18 protein-coding genes and 2 tRNA genes are annotated in these 21,418 nt (G+C 44.4%); 15 read left to right on the top strand and 5 right to left on the bottom strand.

From position 1 onward, the window contains the following. Window positions 1-77 precede the first annotated feature (77 nt). The 3 genes from KQI91_RS08650 to KQI91_RS08640 all read right to left on the bottom strand — a co-directional run bounded on the left by KQI91_RS08650 (window position 78) and on the right by KQI91_RS08640 (window position 3,150). Window positions 78-923 (bottom strand): carbohydrate ABC transporter permease, encoded by an 846-nt coding sequence (locus KQI91_RS08650; protein WP_216392428.1) that lies wholly within the window; start codon window positions 921-923, stop codon window positions 78-80. Then, window positions 923-1,810 (bottom strand): carbohydrate ABC transporter permease, encoded by an 888-nt coding sequence (locus KQI91_RS08645; RefSeq protein ID WP_216392427.1) that lies wholly within the window; start codon window positions 1,808-1,810, stop codon window positions 923-925. The genes KQI91_RS08650 and KQI91_RS08645 overlap by 1 nt, the downstream gene beginning before the upstream one ends. Before the next feature lie 101 nt (window positions 1,811-1,911). Next, window positions 1,912-3,150 (bottom strand): extracellular solute-binding protein, encoded by a 1,239-nt coding sequence (locus KQI91_RS08640; RefSeq protein ID WP_216392426.1) that lies wholly within the window; start codon window positions 3,148-3,150, stop codon window positions 1,912-1,914. Window positions 3,151-3,507: 357 nt separating this feature from the next. Here KQI91_RS08640 and galE point away from each other — a divergent pair, with 357 nt between their 5' ends. Then, window positions 3,508-4,524, top strand: a complete 1,017-nt coding sequence (gene galE / locus KQI91_RS08635) for a UDP-glucose 4-epimerase GalE (protein WP_216392425.1) — start codon at window positions 3,508-3,510, stop codon at window positions 4,522-4,524. Between the two features lie 85 nt (window positions 4,525-4,609). Here the strand turns inward: galE and KQI91_RS08630 are convergent, their stop codons facing one another. After that, window positions 4,610-6,088: a DUF1846 domain-containing protein gene (locus KQI91_RS08630; RefSeq protein ID WP_216392424.1), complete on the bottom strand. Its 1,479-nt coding sequence runs from the start codon at window positions 6,086-6,088 to the stop codon at window positions 4,610-4,612. A 175-nt stretch (window positions 6,089-6,263) separates the two neighbouring features. On the opposite strand from KQI91_RS08630, the gene ftsH reads away from it, so the two are divergent. From ftsH to KQI91_RS08600, 6 genes are all read left to right on the top strand, one after another. Beyond that, a complete protein-coding gene (gene ftsH, locus KQI91_RS08625; protein WP_216392423.1) occupies window positions 6,264-8,339 on the top strand; it encodes an ATP-dependent zinc metalloprotease FtsH in 2,076 nt (691 codons plus the stop codon). 1 nt (window position 8,340) lies between these two features. Further along, window positions 8,341-10,191 (top strand): excinuclease ABC subunit UvrC, encoded by a 1,851-nt coding sequence (uvrC, locus tag KQI91_RS08620; RefSeq protein ID WP_216392422.1) that lies wholly within the window; start codon window positions 8,341-8,343, stop codon window positions 10,189-10,191. A gap of 20 nt (window positions 10,192-10,211) precedes the next feature. After that, window positions 10,212-11,144 carry an HPr(Ser) kinase/phosphatase gene (gene hprK / locus KQI91_RS08615; RefSeq protein WP_216392421.1) on the top strand — a complete coding sequence of 311 codons (933 nt, stop codon included), beginning with the start codon at window positions 10,212-10,214 and terminating at the stop codon, window positions 11,142-11,144. A 55-nt stretch (window positions 11,145-11,199) separates the two neighbouring features. Further along, window positions 11,200-12,135, top strand: a complete 936-nt coding sequence (locus KQI91_RS08610) for an ROK family glucokinase (protein ID WP_216392420.1) — start codon at window positions 11,200-11,202, stop codon at window positions 12,133-12,135. Window positions 12,136-12,311: 176 nt separating this feature from the next. Continuing rightward, complete coding sequence (locus tag KQI91_RS08605; RefSeq protein WP_216392419.1) at window positions 12,312-14,903, top strand: transglycosylase domain-containing protein; 2,592 nt, start codon at window positions 12,312-12,314, stop codon at window positions 14,901-14,903. A gap of 86 nt (window positions 14,904-14,989) precedes the next feature. Further along, on the top strand, window positions 14,990-15,646 hold the full coding sequence (locus tag KQI91_RS08600; protein ID WP_216392418.1) for a YigZ family protein: 657 nt from the start codon (window positions 14,990-14,992) through the stop codon (window positions 15,644-15,646). 94 nt (window positions 15,647-15,740) lie between these two features. Here the strand turns inward: KQI91_RS08600 and KQI91_RS08595 are convergent, their stop codons facing one another. Beyond that, window positions 15,741-16,265 carry a peptidylprolyl isomerase gene (locus KQI91_RS08595; RefSeq protein WP_216392417.1) on the bottom strand — a complete coding sequence of 175 codons (525 nt, stop codon included), beginning with the start codon at window positions 16,263-16,265 and terminating at the stop codon, window positions 15,741-15,743. A gap of 97 nt (window positions 16,266-16,362) precedes the next feature. Between KQI91_RS08595 and tsaE the strand changes: the two genes are divergently transcribed. The 8 genes from tsaE to KQI91_RS08555 all read left to right on the top strand — a co-directional run bounded on the left by tsaE (window position 16,363) and on the right by KQI91_RS08555 (window position 21,068). Continuing rightward, window positions 16,363-16,788 (top strand): tRNA (adenosine(37)-N6)-threonylcarbamoyltransferase complex ATPase subunit type 1 TsaE, encoded by a 426-nt coding sequence (tsaE, locus tag KQI91_RS08590; protein ID WP_216392416.1) that lies wholly within the window; start codon window positions 16,363-16,365, stop codon window positions 16,786-16,788. A gap of 10 nt (window positions 16,789-16,798) precedes the next feature. Continuing rightward, window positions 16,799-17,521 carry a tRNA (adenosine(37)-N6)-threonylcarbamoyltransferase complex dimerization subunit type 1 TsaB gene (tsaB, locus tag KQI91_RS08585; protein WP_216392415.1) on the top strand — a complete coding sequence of 241 codons (723 nt, stop codon included), beginning with the start codon at window positions 16,799-16,801 and terminating at the stop codon, window positions 17,519-17,521. Beyond that, window positions 17,518-17,952 (top strand): ribosomal protein S18-alanine N-acetyltransferase, encoded by a 435-nt coding sequence (gene rimI / locus KQI91_RS08580; protein ID WP_216392414.1) that lies wholly within the window; start codon window positions 17,518-17,520, stop codon window positions 17,950-17,952. Before tsaB ends, rimI begins: the two co-directional genes overlap by 4 nt. A 20-nt stretch (window positions 17,953-17,972) precedes the next feature. After that, entirely contained in the window at window positions 17,973-18,884 is a 912-nt protein-coding gene (locus KQI91_RS08575) for a ribonuclease Z (RefSeq protein ID WP_216392413.1), read from the top strand. A gap of 12 nt (window positions 18,885-18,896) precedes the next feature. Continuing rightward, on the top strand, window positions 18,897-19,916 hold the full coding sequence (gene tsaD / locus KQI91_RS08570; RefSeq protein ID WP_216392412.1) for a tRNA (adenosine(37)-N6)-threonylcarbamoyltransferase complex transferase subunit TsaD: 1,020 nt from the start codon (window positions 18,897-18,899) through the stop codon (window positions 19,914-19,916). A 68-nt stretch (window positions 19,917-19,984) separates the two neighbouring features. Next, the gene (gene ispD / locus KQI91_RS08565) at window positions 19,985-20,689 is read left to right on the top strand and encodes a 2-C-methyl-D-erythritol 4-phosphate cytidylyltransferase (protein WP_216392411.1); all 705 of its coding nucleotides are present in this window, start codon (window positions 19,985-19,987) and stop codon (window positions 20,687-20,689) included. Window positions 20,690-20,774: 85 nt separating this feature from the next. Continuing rightward, window positions 20,775-20,860, top strand: a tRNA-Ser gene (locus tag KQI91_RS08560). A gap of 118 nt (window positions 20,861-20,978) precedes the next feature. Next, a tRNA-Ser gene (locus KQI91_RS08555) sits at window positions 20,979-21,068 on the top strand. The last annotated feature ends 350 nt before the right edge of the window (window positions 21,069-21,418 follow it).

Below are 21,418 nucleotides of genomic sequence, written 5' to 3'. Positions count from 1 at the left end.
ATATAAATAAATAACATATGCTATAATAAAAAAGCTTCGGAATTCCTGAAAAGGTTCCGAAGCTTTTTTTGTGCGTATCAGCCTTTGACTCCACCGGAGGTAAGACCGCCGACGAGATGCTTTTCAATTGCAACAAACAGAATAACAACAGGCACTGTTGCGAATAAGGAAGATGCAAACAGATACTGCCATTCTACCATGTTGTAACCGTTGAAGATTGTGATACCGACTGTCAGAGGTTTGAGTACGTCTGTTGAAATCAGTGTCAGGGCAACGGTGTATTCATTCCATGCGTTGATGAATACGAAAATCAGTGCGGTTACGATACCAGGTGCAGCGACAGGAAGAAGGATGCGGATCAGGGCAGAAACCTTGCCGCAGCCGTCAACTGTTGCAGCCTGTTCCATTTCAGGAGAAATGGAGATAAAAGTACCGCGCAGGAGCCAGATTGCAAATGCCTGGTTGAATGCTGCGTTGATAAATACCAGTCCTACAAGGCTGTCTGTCATGCCGAAAGTGGACATGATCTTGTAGATACCTACCAGAAGGACTACAGGTGCGAACATCTGGGAGATGATAACGATTCCAAGAAAGATCTTTTTTCCTTTGAATTTCATTCGTGCAAGCGCATAAGCTGCCGGGATACCACAGACGATTGCAATCAGAGTGGAACCACCTGCAACGATCAGAGAATTCAGAAAATATCTGGAGAGTGGAGCCAGTGTCCAGATGTCTTTGAAGTTCTGCCACAGCCAGTTGAGCGGAAGAAGTGTTCCCTTGGTTGCATAGATTTCAGCACGGCTTTTGGCTGCTGTCGTAAACATAACAAAGTATGGATACAGAGTAACCAGTACGACCAGAATGACAAAAAGATAAAGAAGAACACGAAGGAGTATGCTTTTGGAGTCTCGTGATTTTTTCATTAGTCTTCATCCTCCTTTCTGAGTGAAAGTACCATATAAACAGAAGCACATGCACACAGGATCAGGAATCCGATTACGGATACGGCAGCTGCTTCTCCGGATTTGCCTTTGTAAAAGGCGAGTTTATAAAGGTATGTAACAAGGGTATCGGTACGGCTTGCCGGATCCCCCTTGGTGATTGTCCATATGATCGGGAATGAGTTGAATACATAAATGATATTCAGCACAGTACTTACCGTCAGGGAAGATTTTACCAGTGGAAGCGTGATCTTGAACAGCTTTTGCCAGTAGTTTGCACCATCGACGGTTGCTGCTTCATAGTAGGAGTTGTCGATGCTTTGCAGACCGGAAAGTACACAGAAGGTAACAAATGGTACTGTAACAAAGATTCCTACAAAGATTTCCCAGGCAAAATAAGCTTCAGGGGTAGGGGTCCAGTTGACCGGACTGGAAATAAGACCGATCTTCATTAAAAGAGTATTCAGTGCACCGTAATCTTTATCGATAATAAATTTCCATACGCCGGCCTGGATGATCAGGGAGGTTGCCCATGGGAATACAACGATTGCACGAACTGCTTTACGGAAACGGAATTTGTTGTTCAGGACAAGTGCAAGGATAAAACCAAACACGGTAGAGATGACAACAACGGCAATGGTCCATACAAGAGTATTTTTGAGAACCAGCTTAAAGGTAGAACCCTTCAGGACTTTGGCAAAATTGTCAAATCCACAGAAGCCTTTGATAAGACCGGCTTTACTTACTTCACTCATTGAAGTGCGAAATACTTCAAAGATTGGAAAAAGTATAAAGATTGTCATAAGCAGGATGCTGGGAAGCAGCCAAAGATATGGTTCCACAGCAGCCAGAGGTTTCTTTTTCTTCATAATAACACCACCAAATCATTTGTTTAAAGATTTTCAAAAGAAGCGGGAGCCGGTCACTAATGTTCCGGCTCCCGGTAAAGTTCCATTTAATTGTGAAGCGATCAGCCTGCGATATCAGCCTGAAGGTCATCCAGAAGTGTCTGAACATCATCACCGAGAAGTGCATTCTGCTCTACTTCGATTACGCCCTGTTTAACATCTGCCCATTCTGTTTTGGTTGCCGGGTAGAAGTTGCAGCTCTGCAGGATATCGATCCAGGATGAATAGGTTTCGTCTTCTTTTGCAAGAAGATCAGCTGCGGACTGTGTAGTAGGAAGGAATCCTTCAAATACCATGTAATCAGCGTAACGTTCGTCATCGTAGAAGAAGTCGAAGAATTTGCTGATAGCAGCTGTACGGGCTTCCTGATCTTCTGCGGAATCATCTTTGAATACTTCAAGACGGTCACAAACACCCATTGCAACGGACTCACAGCCTTCGTTAGCCGGGATAGTTGTTACATCATAGTTGATGTCATATCCGCCGTCAGAAAGGTATGTAGGAATGTTGTTTGGTCCGATCATCATGGCAACTTTGCCTGCACCGAACATATCCTGCAGGTCATAACGTGTTTCGTTAGCAGGATCAGAGTTTGTATATCCGTCATTCACAAGACCGATTGCGTAATTCAGAGCTTCTACGTTCTTTTCGCTGTTCAGAGCCCAGTCGCCGTTTTCATCTACGAAGCCGCCACCATTGTTCCATGTATAATAGGAGAATGCTGCCTGACCTTCGTCAGTTGTCATATCAATACCCCATGGATAAACGTCATCGCCGAATTTGTCTTTGATCTTCTGTGCGGTTTCCTGAATTTCTGCCCATGTAGTAGGAACGGAAGCACCTGCTTCATCAAGGATGTCCTTGTTATAGAAGAGTGCACGGCAGGATGCCAGGATCGGCAATGCATATACAGTATCATCGATCGTGCTTGCTTCCCAGAATGACGGGAAGAATTTTGCCTGCAAGTCTTCGGAAGCATATTCTGTCGCAGGCATCAGCAGGTCGTCAGCCACATAATCTGCCAGAACATCAATGTTCAGAATGTCAGGAGCGTTGTTGTTTGCTACCAGTGTATTTACCTTTGTATAAAGATCGTTCCAGGAAACAACTTCCAGATTCAGATCGATATCAGGATTTTCTGCCTCGAAATCTTTTTCAAACTGAGCCCACCAGGTCTGAGTCTGGGTACCATACTGGCTGATGATTACGTCCAGAGTTGTTTTGCTGTCTGCTGCAAGGACAGGTTGTGCCATTGATGCTGTCATTGCCAGTACCATAGCTAATGCGATTTTACGTTTCATAGAAAAATCCTCCCTTTTGTTTGGTGAAACTGACAGAACTGTCAGTTTGGTTTCGTGGTTATCACGAATAAGTTAGGTTGATTATATCGTTTAGAGAGGAATGTGTCAATAAAAATGTATAAAAAAAGTCCGAAATTACAAAAAAAATAATATATATTGCATAAAAAAGCTGTATGACAAATTGCACAAACATGAAAGTTCAGAATCATGAATATGAGAAACGAACAGGATTAGTAAAATATGTGGGAGTTTTAGTAAAATATGTGGGATACTTAGGGAAGATATTGTGAAAAAGAAGGATTGGTGCTACAATGACAACGAAACAGAACTAAAGTAAACGTCAGGAGGAGAAAAATCATGGCAATTTTAGTAACAGGCGGAGCTGGCTTTATTGGAAGCCATACTGTAGTAGAACTTCAGAACGCGGGATATGAGGTAGTAGTACTTGATAACTTAAGCAATTCCAGCGAGAAGAGTCTTGAGCGTGTAGAAAAGATCACAGGGAAACCGGTTAAATTTTATAAAGTAGATATTCTTGACAGAGAAGGGCTGAATGAAGTCTTCGAAAAAGAGGATATTGATTCCTGTATCCATTTTGCAGGTCTCAAAGCAGTTGGAGAATCTGTTGTAAAACCATGGGAATATTATGAGAATAACATTGCAGGTACACTTACACTGGTTGATGTGATGAGAAAACATGGTGTCAAAAATATTATTTTCTCCTCTTCAGCAACAGTATATGGAGATCCGGCGATCATCCCGATCACAGAAGAATGCCCGAAAGGACAGTGTACCAATCCATATGGATGGACTAAGTCCATGCTGGAGCAGATTCTGACAGATATTCAGAAAGCAGATCCGGAATGGAACGTTGTACTTCTTCGTTACTTCAATCCGATCGGTGCACATAAGAGCGGTCTCATCGGAGAGAATCCGAATGGTATCCCGAACAACCTGATGCCATACATTACACAGGTTGCAGTTGGAAAGCTTAAAGAACTCGGAGTATTCGGAAACGATTATGACACACCGGATGGAACTGGTGTCAGAGATTATATCCATGTAGTTGACCTTGCAAAAGGACATGTCAAAGCTGTCAAGAAACTGGAAGACAATGCCGGACTCAGCATTTACAACCTTGGTACAGGAAAAGGATACAGCGTTCTTGATATCGTGAAGAATTTCGAAGCTGCAACGGGTGTGAAGATTCCATATTCCATCAAACCTCGTCGTGCCGGTGATGTTGCATCATGCTATTCTGATGCGACAAAAGCCAAAAAAGAACTTGGTTGGGAAGCAGAATATGATATTAAAGACATGTGTGCAGATTCCTGGAACTTCCAGCAGAAGAATCCAAACGGATACGAAGACTGAACATTTATACATAAGTAAGCAGAAACAAAGCCCCGATGCCATTGCGGCACCGGGGCTTTTGAAATAGGATCAAAAACAGATTTGATTAATGATATTTTTTCTCTTTTTCGAATTTTGGTTCGCAGGTCAGTTCAATACCGAGTTTGCGGAATTCCCAGATATCGACAGAGGACAGCATGACAGACGTGTGTGCCTGGCAGCCGCGAAGGGTAGGAAGCTGTTCCAGAGCCTTGCGTGCTTCCGGATTGTTGGCAGCACTGACAGAAAGTGCGATCAGTGTCTCATCTGTATGAAGTCTCGGGTTTTTGCTTCCGAGATACTGAGTCTTTAACTCCTGAATCGGTCGGATCGCTTCCGGTGAGATCACATGGTTCTCATGTGGAATACCTGCCAGTTCTTTCAGTGCATTCAGAAGAAGTGCAGAGGAAGCTCCGAGAAGGTCGGAAGTCTTTCCATAGATGATGCGTCCGTCCGGAAGTTCCAGAGCCGCAGCCGGTCCTTCGGTTTCCTGCTCTTTCTGAAGACTTGCCGGAACTACTTTGCGGTCTTCGAGAGAAGCATGCGCCTGTTTCAGAAGAAGCTCGATTTTGCGTACTTCTTCTTCACTTCCTGTACCGGTGAGAAGTGCAGCACAGCTCTTGTAGTAACGGCGGATGATTTCCTGACGGGATGCTTCGCAGCATACTTCATCATCGACGATGCAGTTACCGGCCATATTGACACCCATATCTGTAGGGGATTTGTACGGGCACTCGCCCATGATCTTTTCAAACATGGCCTGAAGTACAGGGAAGATTTCTACGTCACGGTTATAGTTGACGGTTGTTTCGCCGTAAGCTTCCAGATGGAACGGGTCGATCATATTGACATCGTTGAGGTCGGCAGTAGCGGCTTCATAAGCCAGGTTGACCGGATGTTTGAGTGGAATATTCCAGATCGGGAATGTTTCAAACTTCGCGTAGCCGGCAGCAACACCGCGTTTATATTCGTGATATACCTGAGAAAGACAGGTTGCCATTTTTCCGCTTCCGGGACCAGGCGCTGTGATGACTACCAGAGGTCTGGTTGTTTCAATGTATTCATTTTTGCCATATCCTTCATCACTTACGATGAGCGGAATATTACTCGGATATCCAGGAATACTGTAGTGGAAGTATACTTTAATGCCGAGTTTTTCAAGACGTTTTTTGAAGTGGTCAGCACTTTCCTGACCGGCATAACGGGTAATGCATACGCTTCCAACATAGAGTCCGCGGCTGGTGAATTCATCGATCAGACGAAGAACATCCTCATCATAGGTGATGCCAAGGTCACCACGCATTTTGTTTTTGTCAATATCTGCGGCACTGATAACAATGACGATCTCAGCCTGGTCGCTCAGCTGCATGAGCATACGAAGCTTGCTGTCCGGCTCGAAACCTGGAAGAACACGGGAAGCATGATAATCATCAAAAAGTTTTCCACCGAATTCCAGATAGAGTTTGTTGTCAAATTTGCTGATGCGGTCACGGATGTGTTCGGACTGCATGGTCAGATACTTGTCATTATCAAATCCAATTTTCATTTATCGTTTTCCTTTCCCATCACATTTAGCCGGGACAAACTTCCGGCTATCACGTTGATAGTATACTACAGTTGCTGTTCACAGGCAATAACGTACTACAAACATTCACAGTTTTCCAGTTGATTTATACAGGAAATATCTTTATAATATAGAAGATAACAAGAGGAGGACAAGAATGGACAATCATATGGATAATCGGCCGGATAGAAACCGCCCGAATCGAAACAATCCCGGAAACCAGGGACCGAATAAAAATCGCCAGCCTATTCTGGCTTTTTTAGTTTGTCTGCTGATTTCACTGGTATGTCTGGCTTTTGTAACAGATATGGGAGACAAGAGCAGTGAGATCACCTATGATAAATTTATTGACATGGTAGACAAGGATCAGGTAAAAGAAGTGACACTCCAGTCCGGAGTACTGACCGTTGTACCGAAGATCCAGAAAGAATACTATAAAAATGTAGAATACAAAGTAAATTTAATGGAAGACATTGATTCTCTGACGAAGCGTCTTGAGGGGACCGGAATCATATTCCAGTACGAGCAGCCGGATGCAATGGCTGAAGTCGTTTCGATGCTGGTCAGTGTGCTGCTGCCAACGGTCGTGCTGTTTGTCATGCTCCTGTTCCTGATGAGACGTATGAACAAAGGCGGAAGTGGAATCATGGGTGTTGGCAAGAGTCGGGCCAAAGCTTATATCCAGAAAGAAACAGGCGTAACATTCAAAAACGTTGCCGGACAGGAAGAAGCAAAAGAATCTCTGCAGGAAGTTGTGGATTTTCTGCATAATCCGGGCAAATATACAGCGATTGGAGCCAAACTTCCGAAAGGAGCACTGCTTGTAGGTCCTCCAGGAACAGGTAAGACTCTTCTGGCAAAAGCTGTGGCCGGTGAGGCGAATGTACCGTTCTTTTCGCTGTCAGGTTCCGAATTTGTCGAGATGTTTGTAGGTGTTGGCGCTTCACGAGTGAGAGATCTTTTTGAAGAAGCCAAAAAAAATGCACCGTGCATCGTATTTATTGATGAAATTGATGCTATCGGTAAAAGCCGTGATTCCAGGTATGGCGGCGGCAATGATGAACGTGAGCAGACTCTGAACCAGTTACTTGCGGAGATGGATGGATTTGATACGTCCAAGGGACTGCTGATTCTGGCAGCAACCAACCGTCCGGAAGTGCTGGATCCAGCACTCCTTCGACCGGGTCGTTTTGACAGACGTATTATTGTGGATCGACCGGACCTCAAGGGACGTGTGGAAATTCTTAAAGTACATGCCAAGGATGTAATGCTGGATGAGACGGTTGATCTGGAAGCGATTGCGCTTGCAACTTCCGGAGCTGTTGGTTCCGATCTTGCAAATATGATCAATGAAGCTGCGATCCTTGCGGTCAAGAACGGGCGAAGAGCTGTTTCTCAGAAGGATCTGCAGGAATCTGTAGAAGTCGTTCTGGTTGGTAAAGAGAAGAAAGACCGTATTCTGAGTGTACAGGAGAGAAGGATCGTTTCCTATCATGAAGTTGGGCATGCTCTGGTCAATGCATTGCAGAAAGATGCAGAGCCGGTGCAGAAAATCACGATCGTTCCGCGTACCATGGGAGCACTGGGATATGTTATGCAGGTACCGGAAGAAGAAAAATACCTGAATACACAGAAAGAACTGGAAGCAATGCTTGTCGGTTATCTTGGCGGACGTGCAGCAGAAGAAATTGTGTTTGATACGGTAACGACGGGAGCTGCCAATGATATTGAGCAGGCGACGAAGGTTGCACGTGCGATGATCACACAATATGGCATGTCACAGAAATTTGGGCTGATGGGTCTGGCAACACAGGAAAATCAGTATCTGTCCGGACGTGCGGTCCTGAACTGCGGTGACGATACAGCGACAGAGATTGATCACGAAGTGATGCAGCTTCTTCATTATTCTTATGAGGAAGCCAAGAGACTTCTGAATGAGCACAGAGAAGCGCTGGACAAGATTGCCGGTTATCTGATTCGAAGAGAGACGATCACCGGTAAAGAATTTATGAAAATTTTCCGTGCTGTAGAAAAGGGCATGGAGATTCCGGAAGACCTGAGTGAACTTCCTGATGAAATATCTGTGACAGAGAACGAAGCAGCGGATACAGAATCTGTGACTGAAACAGATGCAGCAGAAAAAACTGAGGAAACTCAGGCAGAGCCTGTAAATGAAATTTCAGCTGCAGAGGTAACGGAAACAGACAATAACGAATCTGATACTGAGGAGTAATATGTTTCAGATCGAAGAAGAATTAAAAAAGCTTCCCGCCAAGCCGGGCGTTTATCTGATGCACGATGAGCGGGATGAAATCATTTATGTGGGAAAGGCAATCAGCCTTAAAAACCGTGTCCGGCAGTATTTTCAGAGCAGCCGCAACAAAGGTGCCAAGATCGAACAGATGGTTACTCACATTGCCAGATTTGAGTATATCATTACAGATTCTGAGCTGGAAGCTCTTGTACTGGAGAGCAATCTGATCAAAGAGCATCGTCCGAAGTACAATACGATGCTCAAAGATGACAAGAGTTATCCGTTTATTAAGGTAACAGTTCAGGAAGCTTATCCAAGGGTGTTGTTTGCCCGTCGGATGAAAAAAGATAAGAATCGGTACTTTGGTCCGTATACCAGCGGAGGGGCAGTAAAAGATGTCATAGAGCTGGTACGGAAACTGTACCAGGTACGCTCCTGCAATCGGAATCTTCCACGTGACTGTGGAAAGGACCGGCCATGTCTGTATTATCATATGAAGCAGTGCATGGGTCCCTGTACGGGGCATGCAGATCAGCGTGTTTACAAAGAGAATATTCAGAAGGTCATTCGTTTTCTGAATGGAGACTTCCAGGAAACGATAGATCAGCTTACCGATAAAATGCAAAAGGCATCCGAGGAAATGCGTTTTGAGGATGCAGCAGAAGCCCGCGATCTGATCCGAAGTATTCAAAAGATCGGAGAACGGCAGAAAATCACAGCATATGGAGAAGAAGACAGAGACATCATTGCCTGCGATATGGATGAAAGTCTGGATCTGCGGGAGCAGGATGCTGTTGTGCAGGTATTCTTTATGCGTGACGGCAAATTGATAGGCAGAGATCATTTTTATTTGCGTGTTGCGCGGGGAGATACCAGAGCACAGGTATTGTCCAGTTTTGTAAAACAGTTTTATGCCGGTACGCCATTTATTCCAGGAGAGATTACACTTCAGACAGAGATCGAAGATGCAGAAGTTATTGAAGAATGGCTTACTTCCAGACGTAAGCAAAAAGTGCGGATCGTTGTCCCGAAGAAAGGAACAAAAGAAAAACTTGTGGAGCTTGCGTGGGAGAATGCACGCATGGTTCTTGAGAAAGACCGCGAGCGTATCCGGAGAGAAGAAGGCCGGACGATCGGCGCAGTGCATGAGGTTGAAGAATGGCTGGGGCTTAAGGGGCTTAACCGCATGGAAGCATTTGATATTTCAAATATCAGCGGTTTTGAATCCGTAGGTTCCATGGTTGTTTATGAGAAAGGCAAACCGAAACGCAGCGATTACCGCAAATTCCGAATTAAATCCGTGCAGGGACCAAACGATTATGCAAGTATGGAAGAAGTTCTGACCAGACGCTTTACACATGAGAGCAATGGAGAATTCGACAGCTTTTCCAGGATGCCGGATCTGCTTCTGATGGACGGTGGAAGAGGACAGGTCAACATCGCACTGGGAGTATTGGACCGGCTTGGGATTCAGGTTCCGGTCTGCGGTATGGTAAAAGATGATCATCACCGTACCAGAGGACTGTATTTTAATAATATTGAAATACCAATTGATACAAACAGCGAGGGCTTTCGTCTGATTACCAGAATACAGGATGAAGCACATCGATTTGCGATAGAATATCACAGATCTCTTCGCAGCAAAGAGCAGGTACATTCTATTCTGGATGATATCCCGGGAATAGGAGAACGCAGGCGCAAAGCACTGATGCGGCGTTACCGTTCAATCGAGGGAATCCGCGACGCATCCGTGGAGGATCTTGCAGAGACAGAATCCATGAACATGAGAAGTGCACAACAGGTGTATGAATTTTTTCACCCGAATAAATAAACATTAAAGGAGAACACATTATGAAAGGTGTATTGATGACAAAGATGGTACAGGAGCTGAACCTTACAAATCTGACTCCTGAAATTGATCTGTCCGAGATGAGAATCATGACAGCAGAGATCAATCGTCCGGCACTGCAGCTGACGGGATATCTGGAGCATTTTGCAAATGAACGTGTTCAGATCATCGGTTACGTAGAGTACACATATTTGATGCAGCTCAGCGATGAAAAGAGAATGATGAAATATGAACGTTTTATTTCCAGCAAGATCCCGTGCGTTATTTTCAGTACGATGACCAAACCGTCTCAGGACATGATCGATATGGCGATCAAATACAATGTACCGACATTTGTTACGGAAAGAACGACATCAAGCCTGATGGCAGAGATCATCCGCTGGCTGGGTGTTCAGCTTGCTCCATGCATTTCCATTCATGGTGTGCTTGTGGATGTTTATGGTGAGGGTATCCTGATCACAGGAGAGAGCGGTATTGGTAAAAGTGAGGCAGCACTGGAGCTGATCAAGCGAGGCCATCGTCTTGTCAGCGATGATGTCGTAGAACTTCGCAAAGTCAGTGATGTGACACTTGTGGGCTCTGCACCGGATATTACCAGGCATTTCATCGAGCTTCGAGGCATTGGTATCATTGATGTCAAAACACTGTTCGGTGTAGAAAGTGTTAAGGATACACAGTCTGTGGATCTGGTCATCAAACTCGAAGAATGGGATCGCGATAAGGAATATGATCGTCTGGGACTTCATGAAGAGTATACGGAATATCTTGGAAATAAGATCGTCTGCCATTCTCTTCCGATCAGACCGGGACGTAATCTGGCAGTCATCGTAGAATCTGCCGCTGTCAATCACAGACAGAAGAAGATGGGATACAATGCAGCTGAGGAACTGTACAAACGTGTACAGGCAAATATTGCGCGTAAGCGTGAAAACTGATAAAGCAGAGTAAGTGCTTTTAAATAACCAATAAACAGGGAAAGGTGGAAGAAAAATGGGTTCATATTGCTTCGGAATTGACGTAGGAGGTACAACTGTAAAATGCGGTCTTTTCCAGACAGATGGTACACTTCTTGATAAATGGGAGATTCCTACAAGAACAGAGAACAAAGGCGAGAATATCCTTCCGGATGTTGCAGCTGCTATTAATGATAAGATTGCGGAAAAAGGAATCAGTAAGGCTGACGTAGAGGGTGTGGGAATTGGCATTCCTGGACCGATCAATTCGAAAGGAGAAGCTGCGTGTGCAGTCAATCTTTACTGGGGATTTACTCCTGTTGCGCAGATCTTGCAGGATCTGACAGGACTCAAAGCCAAGGCCGGCAACGATGCCAATGTTGCAGCACTGGGTGAGGCATGGAAAGGTGCGGCAGCAGGTTCTGATAATGTGATCATGGTAACGCTTGGTACCGGTGTTGGCGGCGGAATCATTGTAGAGGGCAAGATCGTTGCCGGAGAACATGGCGCAGGCGGTGAGATCGGACATGCACTGGTAGTCCGTGATGAGGAAGAAAAGTGCAACTGCGGTAATCATGGATGTCTGGAACAGTATGCGTCTGCGACAGGAATTGTTCGTGTAGCAGGAAGAATGCTTGCGGCAACTGATGAGGACAGCACTCTGCGCGGCCTTCAGAATATCACTGCAAAAGATGTACTGGATGCATTTAAAGAAGGTGATACACTTGCGGTCCGCACAATGGAATATGTAGGAGATCTTCTGGGTGGAGCACTTGCAGGATTTGCAGCAGTCGTTGATCCGGAGGCGATCGTAATCGGTGGAGGCGTATCCAAAGCAGGACAGCCGTTGATCGACTGTATCCAGAAATATTACATAAAATATGCGTTTCCGTCATGTAAAGATACACCGATCGTTCTGGCAACACTTGGAAACGATGCCGGCATCTGTGGTGCGGCCAAAATGGTTCTCTGATAAAGAACAGCAGACAGAATCTACAAAAGAAGAGATAAACAAGGGGCTTTCCGGGTATGGAGAGCTCCTTTTTGGTGAATGATAAGAAAAGTAATCAAAGTGTGAAGTTTTTAATTAGGTCTTTATTTAATATATTGTATTTGTTATAATAGAACGGACTATAAAGGAGGAAAACCATGAATTACGGAAAAAAATCAGTCTCAAAGAAGCGAAACTCGCTGATTTCCCGGACTGCCATGATGGGAAAACGTGCACATGTTTCGTTGATCAGAGTCCTGTTCGTAGCTTTGATTACAATATGCGTGGTTATAGGATGTACAGGAATCGGGGCTTTTCGGGGGATTATAGACAATGCTCCTGATGCAAATGACATCGATATTTCACCACTGGGTTATGCGACATTTTTATATGATGGTGATGGCAATCAGCTTCGTAAACTGACAGCACCAAGTTCTAACAGACTTCCTGTTTCCATAGAGCAGATTCCGCTGGATCTTCAGCATGCAGTTGTTGCAATTGAGGATGAGCGTTTCTATGAACATAATGGAATTGACGTAAGAGGTATTCTCCGTGCGTTTGTCAAGAATATTTCATCTGGAGATCTTTCAGAGGGTGCAAGTACGATCACGCAGCAGTTGCTGAAAAATAATGTATTTACCAACTGGACACAGGAGTCTACCTGGCTCGAAAGATTTACTCGTAAGATACAGGAGCAGTATCTGGCAGTTGAGGTAGAAAAAACGATCAACAACAAAGATGTGATTCTTGAGAATTATCTCAACACGATCAACCTGGGAGCCGGAACCTATGGTGTGCAGGCAGCTGCCAGAAAATATTTCAATAAAGATGTGTGGGATCTGAATCTTTCAGAATGTGCGACTCTGGCAGGAATCACACAGAATCCGACACAATACAACCCGATCGAGCATCCGGAAGCAAATGCCAAACGACGTAAAGAAGTTCTGGATCATATGCTGGATCAGGGATATATTACACAGGAACAGTATGATCAGGTCATCAATGACGATGTATATTCAGGAATCCAGGCGGCACAGGCATTAAATGCAGATTCTGAGAATACGGTATATACCTATTTTGAGGATGAACTGATCGATCAGGTTATCAATGACCTGATGAATATCAAGGGATATACACGGACACAGGCACAGAATCTTGTTTATAGTGGAGGATTGAGTATTTACACTACGCAGGATGCACGTATTCAGAGTATTCTGGATGAAGAATATGCAGATCCGTCCAACTATCCGGACTATGTACAGTATGCGCTGGATTATGCCCTGACAGTCAAGAATCCGCAGGGAGAAGAAGTAAACTACAGTAAAGAAATGCTTCGTCTTTACTTCCAGAATGAAGATCCGGAATTTGATCTTCTGTTTGATTCCCAGGAAGAAGGTCAGAGTTATGTAGACCGCTACAAGGCGCATATTCTGGAAGATGGAAGTACAGTCGTTTCTGAGCGTGTAAGTTTTGCACCGCAGCCTCAGTCTTCTATGAGCGTTATTGACCAGCATACTGGTTACGTAAAGGCCATTATCGGAGGCAGAGGAGAGAAGACGGCCAGTCTGACATTGAATCGTGCAACGGATACGACCAGACAGCCTGGATCTACATTTAAAATTTTGTCTACTTATGCACCGGCATTAAACGAAAAGGGAATGACTCTTGCTACAACATTTGAGGATGAACCGTATAGTTACCCGGATGGTTCTCCGGTCAACAATGCATCCAAGAGTTATGGTGGAACGACTACGATCCGCCGGGCTATCCAGAATTCTATCAACGTTGTTGCAGTAAAATGTCTGGAACAGGTGACACCGCAGCTTGGTCTGCAGTACCTGGATAATTTTGGATTTACAACACTGGCACATGGGACAGAAGCAGATACAGATGCTGACGGAACAGTATGGACAGATGCAAATCTTCCGCTTGCACTCGGTGGTCTGACACATGGTGTTACGAATGTAGAATTGTGTGCAGCCTATGCGGCAATCGCAAACAGTGGAAACTATATCGAACCAATCTACTATACAAAGATTCTGGATCATAATGGAAATGTTTTGATCGAGAAGAATTCAGCAGGAAGATCTGTTATTAAAGAAAGTACTGCATGGCTTCTGACAAGTGCAATGGAAGATGTTGTAACACAGGGTACGGGTACTGCATGCCAGCTTGATAACATGACTGTTGCCGGAAAGACCGGTACAACAGATGCATACAATGACCTCTGGTTTGTGGGATATACTCCATATTATACATGTGCAGTATGGTCTGGCTATGATAACAATGAAAAACTTCCGGAAGACGCGAGAAACTTCCACAAAGGGCTCTGGAAAAAGGTTATGACCCGGATCCATGAGGGACTTGCGGATAAAGATTTTGATATGCCGGCAAGTGTTGAGAAGCTGAGCGTCTGCGAAGAAACAGGACTTCTGCCAAGAGCAGGCTGCCCGGTAATTACAGAATATTTTGATATCGGAGATATCCCGACAGATTACTGTGATCAGCATTTCTACGGTGATGACGAATACATTAACGAATATACGACGGAAGAAGAAACCTATGATACAGAAACGACACCGGATCCGGAGAATCCGAATGGAGATACTACAGAAAATCCGGATGGTGACAGTACGGGCGATAACACCGGTGATAATACGGGAGGCGGTTCCGGAGACACTGGCGATGATGCCGGAGAAGATACCTCAGGTGGGGATGATGGCAGTGATACCGGAGATCCGGAATATTGATCTGAAATACAGAAATAAGAGATAAAATATGGGCTGTGACTGTCGGCAGACGGTTGCAGCCCGTGTTGCAGGAGGGAGAATAGAGAATGCTGGAACAGTACAAGACTGTATATGAAGGCGGAGAGGGCGAGATCGTGGAAAAGAAATCCCGTTTTATTGCGACTGTTCGCCCGGTAGAAACAGAAGAAGAGGCGCTTGCGTTTCTGGAAGAAATGAAGAAAAAATATTGGGATGCAAGGCATAACTGCTATGTTTATTCTATTGGAATGAACAGGGAATTTACCAGATGTAGTGACGATGGCGAACCATCAGGAACTGCCGGCAGACCAATGCTGGATGTGATCCTTGGAGAGGACATCTATAATGTTGCGGTTGTTGTGACAAGATATTTTGGCGGAGTGCTGCTTGGAACAGGAGGACTGGTGCGGGCATATTCCAAATCGGTGCAGGAAGGTCTTGCAGCAAGCAAAGTGATTCTCAAACAGAAGGGTGTTTCGCTTAAGATCACGACAGATTATACAGGAATCGGCAAGATTCAGTATATCGCCGGAGAAAGAAATATTCCGGTTCTGGACAGTGAGTATACGGACAAGGTTGTGATGAAACTGCTGGTTCCGGTGCAGGACATTGGAAGCGTGGAGAAAGCGATCACAGAGGGTACCAATGGACGTGCCGGAATCGAAAAAGATCAGGAATTGTATTATGCGGTGATTGATGGAAATGTCATGACATTTGATCACTGATATGGGAACAAAAAAGAAGCCTGATGTAGCGGATCGTATCTGTAAAGATAAAACCGTTACATGCAGGCTTCTTTTTACTGGGAAACTGACTGAATCAGCATTTCTCCGGTTCCGGATAGTCTACGCCAAAAGTCTCCACAGTCATGGATTTGATCTGCTGGTCATCCAGTGGTCTGTCTCTGAAATCTGTTTCAGTTTCAGCAATTTTATTTACAACATCCATTCCTTCGATCACTTTGCCGAATGCAGCGTAGCTTCCGTCAAGATGCGGAGCAGCCTTGTGCATGATGAAGAACTGACTTCCGCCGGAGTTTGGATGCATGGCTCTTGCCATGGAAAGAACGCCTGGTGTATGCACGAGATCATTTGCAACACCATTCTGGGCAAATTCGCCTTTGATGCTGTATCCCGGGCCGCCCATTCCGGTTCCGTCCGGGCATCCGCCCTGGATCATAAATCCATTGATGACACGATGGAAAATAAGTCCGTCGTAGAATCCTTTTTTAACAAGACTGATAAAATTGTTTACTGTATTCGGTGCGATTTCCGGATAAAGTTCTGCTTTCATAACATCGCCATTTTCCATGGTGATGGTTACAACAGGATTTGTATTTGCCATAATCATAGTCTCCTTTTGTAAAAAGTATTGTTTTTCTCTGTGCGCTCTATTATAATATGCAAAGAACAATTCTGCAAGGAAAAAGGTGATTCAACAGATGGTAACAGAGACAAGAAGCCCTGAAGAAACATATGCTCTGGGTGAAAAAATAGGAAAAGCTGCCAGACCAGGACAGATCTATACGCTGACCGGAGACCTGGGAGTCGGTAAGACGGTTTTTACACAGGGAGTGGCAGCAGGACTTGGAATTACAGAACCGGTAAGCAGTCCGACGTTTACGATTGTACAGGTATATGAAGAAGGGCGGCTTCCTTTTTATCATTTTGATGTATACCGTATTGGAGATATAGAAGAGATGGAAGAAATCGGATATGACGATTATTTCTTTGGTGACGGAATCTGTCTCATCGAATGGGCGGAGCTGATCGAGGAAATCCTTCCGGAAAATATTATTTCCATTACAATAGAAAAAGATCTGACACAGGGATTTGATTACAGAAAGATCACTGTAAAAGGCTTATAGGAGAAAAAATATGAAGATTTTAGGTCTTGACAGTTCCGGGATCGTAGCATCCGTAGCTGTCGTAGAAGATGATGTTCTGGTGGCAGAATACACCGTAAACTACAAAAAAACACATTCACAGACACTGCTTCCGATGCTGGATGAGATCGTGAAGATGACAGAACTTGATCTGGAAAGCATTGATGCGATTGCTGTGGCAGCAGGACCGGGATCCTTTACCGGACTTCGTATCGGTTCAGCGACTGCCAAAGGACTTGGACTTGCTCTTAAGAAACCACTGGTGGCAATTCCGACAGTAGAAGGACTGGCATACAATCTCTATGATACACCGGGACTGATCTGTCCGATCATGGATGCAAGACGTAAACAGGTGTACACAGGTGTATATCGTTTCAAAGAGCATAAGCTGGAAGTTGTAGAAGATCAGATGGCGGTGCCGATGGAAGAAATGATCGCGAAATTAAATGCATATGGACAGTCGGTGACGTTTCTGGGTGATGGCGTGCCGGTATTCCGTGAACTGATTGAAGAGAAACTTGAGGTACCGTATTCTTTTGCACCGGCGCATGTGAACAAACAGCGCGCGTCAGCAGTAGCTGCATTGGGACTGCTCTATTACCGCGAAGGAAAGACGGAGACTGCGATGGAACATGTGCCGGATTATCTGCGCGTATCTCAGGCAGAACGTGAACGTGCAGAGCGGGAGGCAGCAAAAGCTGAAATAAAGGCATGACTTTCCGCGAAATGATGGTGGATGACCTGGAGCAGGTTGTGGAGATTGAGAACAGACTTTTTTCAGATCCGTGGACAAAAGAGGGATTTTTTACTTTTCTTACCAAAGACAATACGATGTTTTTTGTTATAGAAGAAAAAGAAAGGATTCTGGCATACTGTAGCATGCAGACTGTTCTTGATGAAGGAGATATCCTGAATGTGGCAGTGAGTCCGGACCGGCAGCGGGAAGGAATCGGTTATTTTCTGGTGGACAGTATGCTTAAAATGGCAGAGATGAACGGAATACATATTGTGCATCTTGAAGTGCGTGAAGGCAATGCTACTGCCAGAAGACTATACGAGAGACTGGGCTTCAAAGCGGATGGACTGCGTAAAGATTATTACACAGATCCTACAGAAAATGCAGTGTTAATGACAAAGATGCAGTAAAAATGCAGGAGTGAAGATATATGTTGGATTTATGTTTGCTTGGAAGCGGAGGAATGATGCCTCTTCCAAGACGATGGCTGACTGCACTGATGACCAGATATAATGGCAGCAGTCTGTTGATTGACTGCGGAGAAGGTACGCAGGTGGCGGTTAAAGAAAAAGGATGGAGTTTCAAACCAATTGATGTGATCTGTTTTACGCATTATCATGGGGATCATATCAGCGGGCTTCCGGGACTGCTCCTTACTATGGGAAATGCCGACAGGACAGAACCGCTTACTCTGGTAGGTCCTAAAGGGCTGGAAAGGGTTGTAAATGCCCTCAGGGTGATTGCACCGGAACTTCCTTTTGAGATTAAATTTATTGAGATTACAAAGCCTCAGGAAGTCCTTGAACTGAATGGATATCGTATTACGGCTTTTCGAGTAAACCATAATGTGATCTGTTATGGGTATACTATTGAAATTCTGAGACAGGGCAAATTTTCACCGGAACGTGCAAAAGAGCAGGAGATTCCGCTGAAGTATTGGAATCCACTTCAGAAAGGACAGACGATCGAGGCAGATGGTACAGTGTATACGCCGGATATGGTACTTGGACCAGACCGAAAAGGAATTAAGGTAACTTATACGACAGACACCAGACCAACGGACTCTATTCTCAGGAATGCCGCGGGATCAGATCTTTTTATCTGCGAGGGTATGTATGGCGAAGAGGATAAGATTGAGAAGGCAAAGGGCTATAAACATATGACTTTTCGTGAGGCGGCAACATTGGCACATGATGCAGAGGTCAAGGAGCTGTGGCTGACACATTACAGTCCGTCGCTGATTCATCCGGAAGAATATATGGATATGGTAAGAGGAATTTTCCCAAATGCCTGGCCGGGCAAAGATGGTAAGAGCAGGGAATTGAATTTTGAAGAAGACTAGAGGAGTCTGAAAATGAAAGATACATTGATTTTGGCAATCGAAAGTTCCTGTGATGAGACAGCGGCTTCTGTTGTAAAGAACGGAAGAACGATTCTCTCGAATGTGATCTCCTCGCAGATAGAACTTCATAAGCTGTACGGGGGTGTTGTACCTGAAATCGCTTCCCGAAAACATATTGAAAAAGTAAATCAGGTAATTGAAGAAGCATTAAAAGAAGCAGATGTGACACTGGATGATCTGGATGCCATTGGAGTAACCTATGGACCAGGTCTCGTTGGCGCGCTCCTTGTCGGTGTTGCAGAAGCAAAAGCAATCGCATATGCAAAGAAACTGCCATTGGTTGGAGTGCATCACATAGAAGGACATGTGTCTGCAAACTATATTGAACATCCGGATCTGGAACCGCCGTTCCTTTGCCTGATCGTATCGGGTGGTCATACACATCTTGTAATCGTAAAAGATTATGGAGAATTTGAAATTCTTGGCCGCACTCGTGATGATGCGGCGGGAGAAGCATTTGATAAGGTTGCGCGTGCGATTGGACTGGGATACCCGGGAGGACCGAAGATTGACAAATTGTCCAAAGAGGGCAATCCAGATGCAATCGTATTTCCGCGTGCAAAAATCGGAGACTGTCCGTATGATTTCAGCTTCAGTGGTGTGAAATCAGCAGTTCTGAATTATATCAATCAGGCGCAGATGAAGGGAGAAGAAGTAAACAGAGCAGATCTGGCGGCTTCATTCCAGAAAGCAGTGGTGGATGTCCTTGTAGAACATACGATGCTTGCAGCAAAAGACTACAAGATGAATAAGATTGCTATTGCCGGTGGAGTTGCATCCAATGGCACGCTTCGTGCTGCCATGGAAAAAGCATGTGCAGAACGTGGGTATACATTTTACCGTCCATCGCCGATTTTCTGTACAGACAATGCGGCTATGATCGGGGTGGCAGCTTACTATGAATATATTAAGGGAACACGTCACGGATGGGATCTGAATGCAGTTCCGAATCTGAAACTTGGAGAACGCTGATTTGAGGCGATATTTTTATAAAAAGTAATACTGTAAAATAAAATTCAACAAAACAGGAGGTTTCTGAAATGAAGGAAAAAACAACGGCAATCGTTCTGGCGGCAGGACAGGGAAAACGCATGCACAGCAAGATTCAGAAGCAGTTTTTGAATATTCAGGGACATCCTGTTTTATATTATTCACTGAAATGTTTTCAGGAGAGTCCACTGATCCAGGATATCATTATAGTAACAGGTGAAGATATGATTTCTTATTGTAAAAAGGAAATTGTGGAACGCTATCAGTTTACAAAAGTTACAGAAGTGATTGCCGGAGGAAAAGAACGCTATGATTCCGTCTACAAAGGTCTGCTTGCGTGTAAAGATTGCGACTATGTTTTTATTCATGATGGAGCAAGACCGTTTATTACAGAAGAAATTCTGGAAAGAGGCATGTTTGGTGTGCGGGAGACAGGGGCCTGCGTAGTTGGTATGCCATCGAAAGATACGGTAAAAGTGTCTGATGCAGCAGATTTTGTAAAAGAAACACCAGACCGAAGCAAAGTCTGGACTGTACAGACCCCACAGATATTTTCTTATGAGCTTATCAGAAAAGCGCACGAGAGTATTCGCAAGAAAGATATGACAATGATTACTGATGACGCAATGGTAGTGGAGCAGGAAAGTGGAGTAAAAGTGCGCCTTGTAGAGGGGTCTTACCAGAACATCAAGATTACAACACCGGAGGATCTGGACGTTGCGGAGATATTTTTGAAAAAAATCGAAAAAATATAAAAATTTGTGTTGACAACAAAAAGATTTGATGATAGAATACATCTTGCGTCTGACAGAGATGCAACGAACACTGAAAAGTGAAAATGGAGAGATATCGAAGTGGTCATAACGAGGCGGTCTTGAAAACCGTTTGTCCGCAAGGGCGCGTGGGTTCGAATCCCACTCTCTCCGCTGTTTGAAAAGAAATAAAAACTTTGGAAAAAGTTGAAAAAGTTCTTGACAAACGAAAAACAACGCGATATAATATAAAACGCTTCTGATAAACAGAAAGCATTGCGTAGGGCAATTTGGAGAAGTACCCAAGCTGGCCGAAGGGGCTCCCCTGGAAAGGGAGTAGGTCGTTAATAGCGGCGCGAGGGTTCAAATCCCTCCTTCTCCGTTTCAAAACTTCTTAAAATAAAAAAGTTTTGAAAAAAGTTAAAAAAGTTCTTGACAAATGGTTGAGAATGAGATAAAATAAATGAGCTGTCGCAAGGTGGCGAGTAAAGAACCTTGATAACTAAACAGTGAAACACATACGATTCTCGAAAATTCTTTAAGAATCATCATTCAATAGAATGAACTTTTTATAAACAGTAAAAACGAGAGATAGCTAGTTGTTATCTTGAGTGAATCAAACATTTTATCAGAGAGTTTGATCCTGGCTCAGGATGAACGCTGGCGGCGTGCTTAACACATGCAAGTCGAACGGGAAACCTATTATTGAAACTTCGGTCGATTTAATTTGTT

The organism is Blautia sp. MSJ-19 (genome assembly GCF_018918125.1).
Lineage (GTDB): Bacteria > Bacillota > Clostridia > Lachnospirales > Lachnospiraceae > Blautia_A.
The sequence above is the reverse complement of the archived record's forward strand: the minus strand, read 5'-3'. Positions and strand labels throughout refer to the sequence as shown.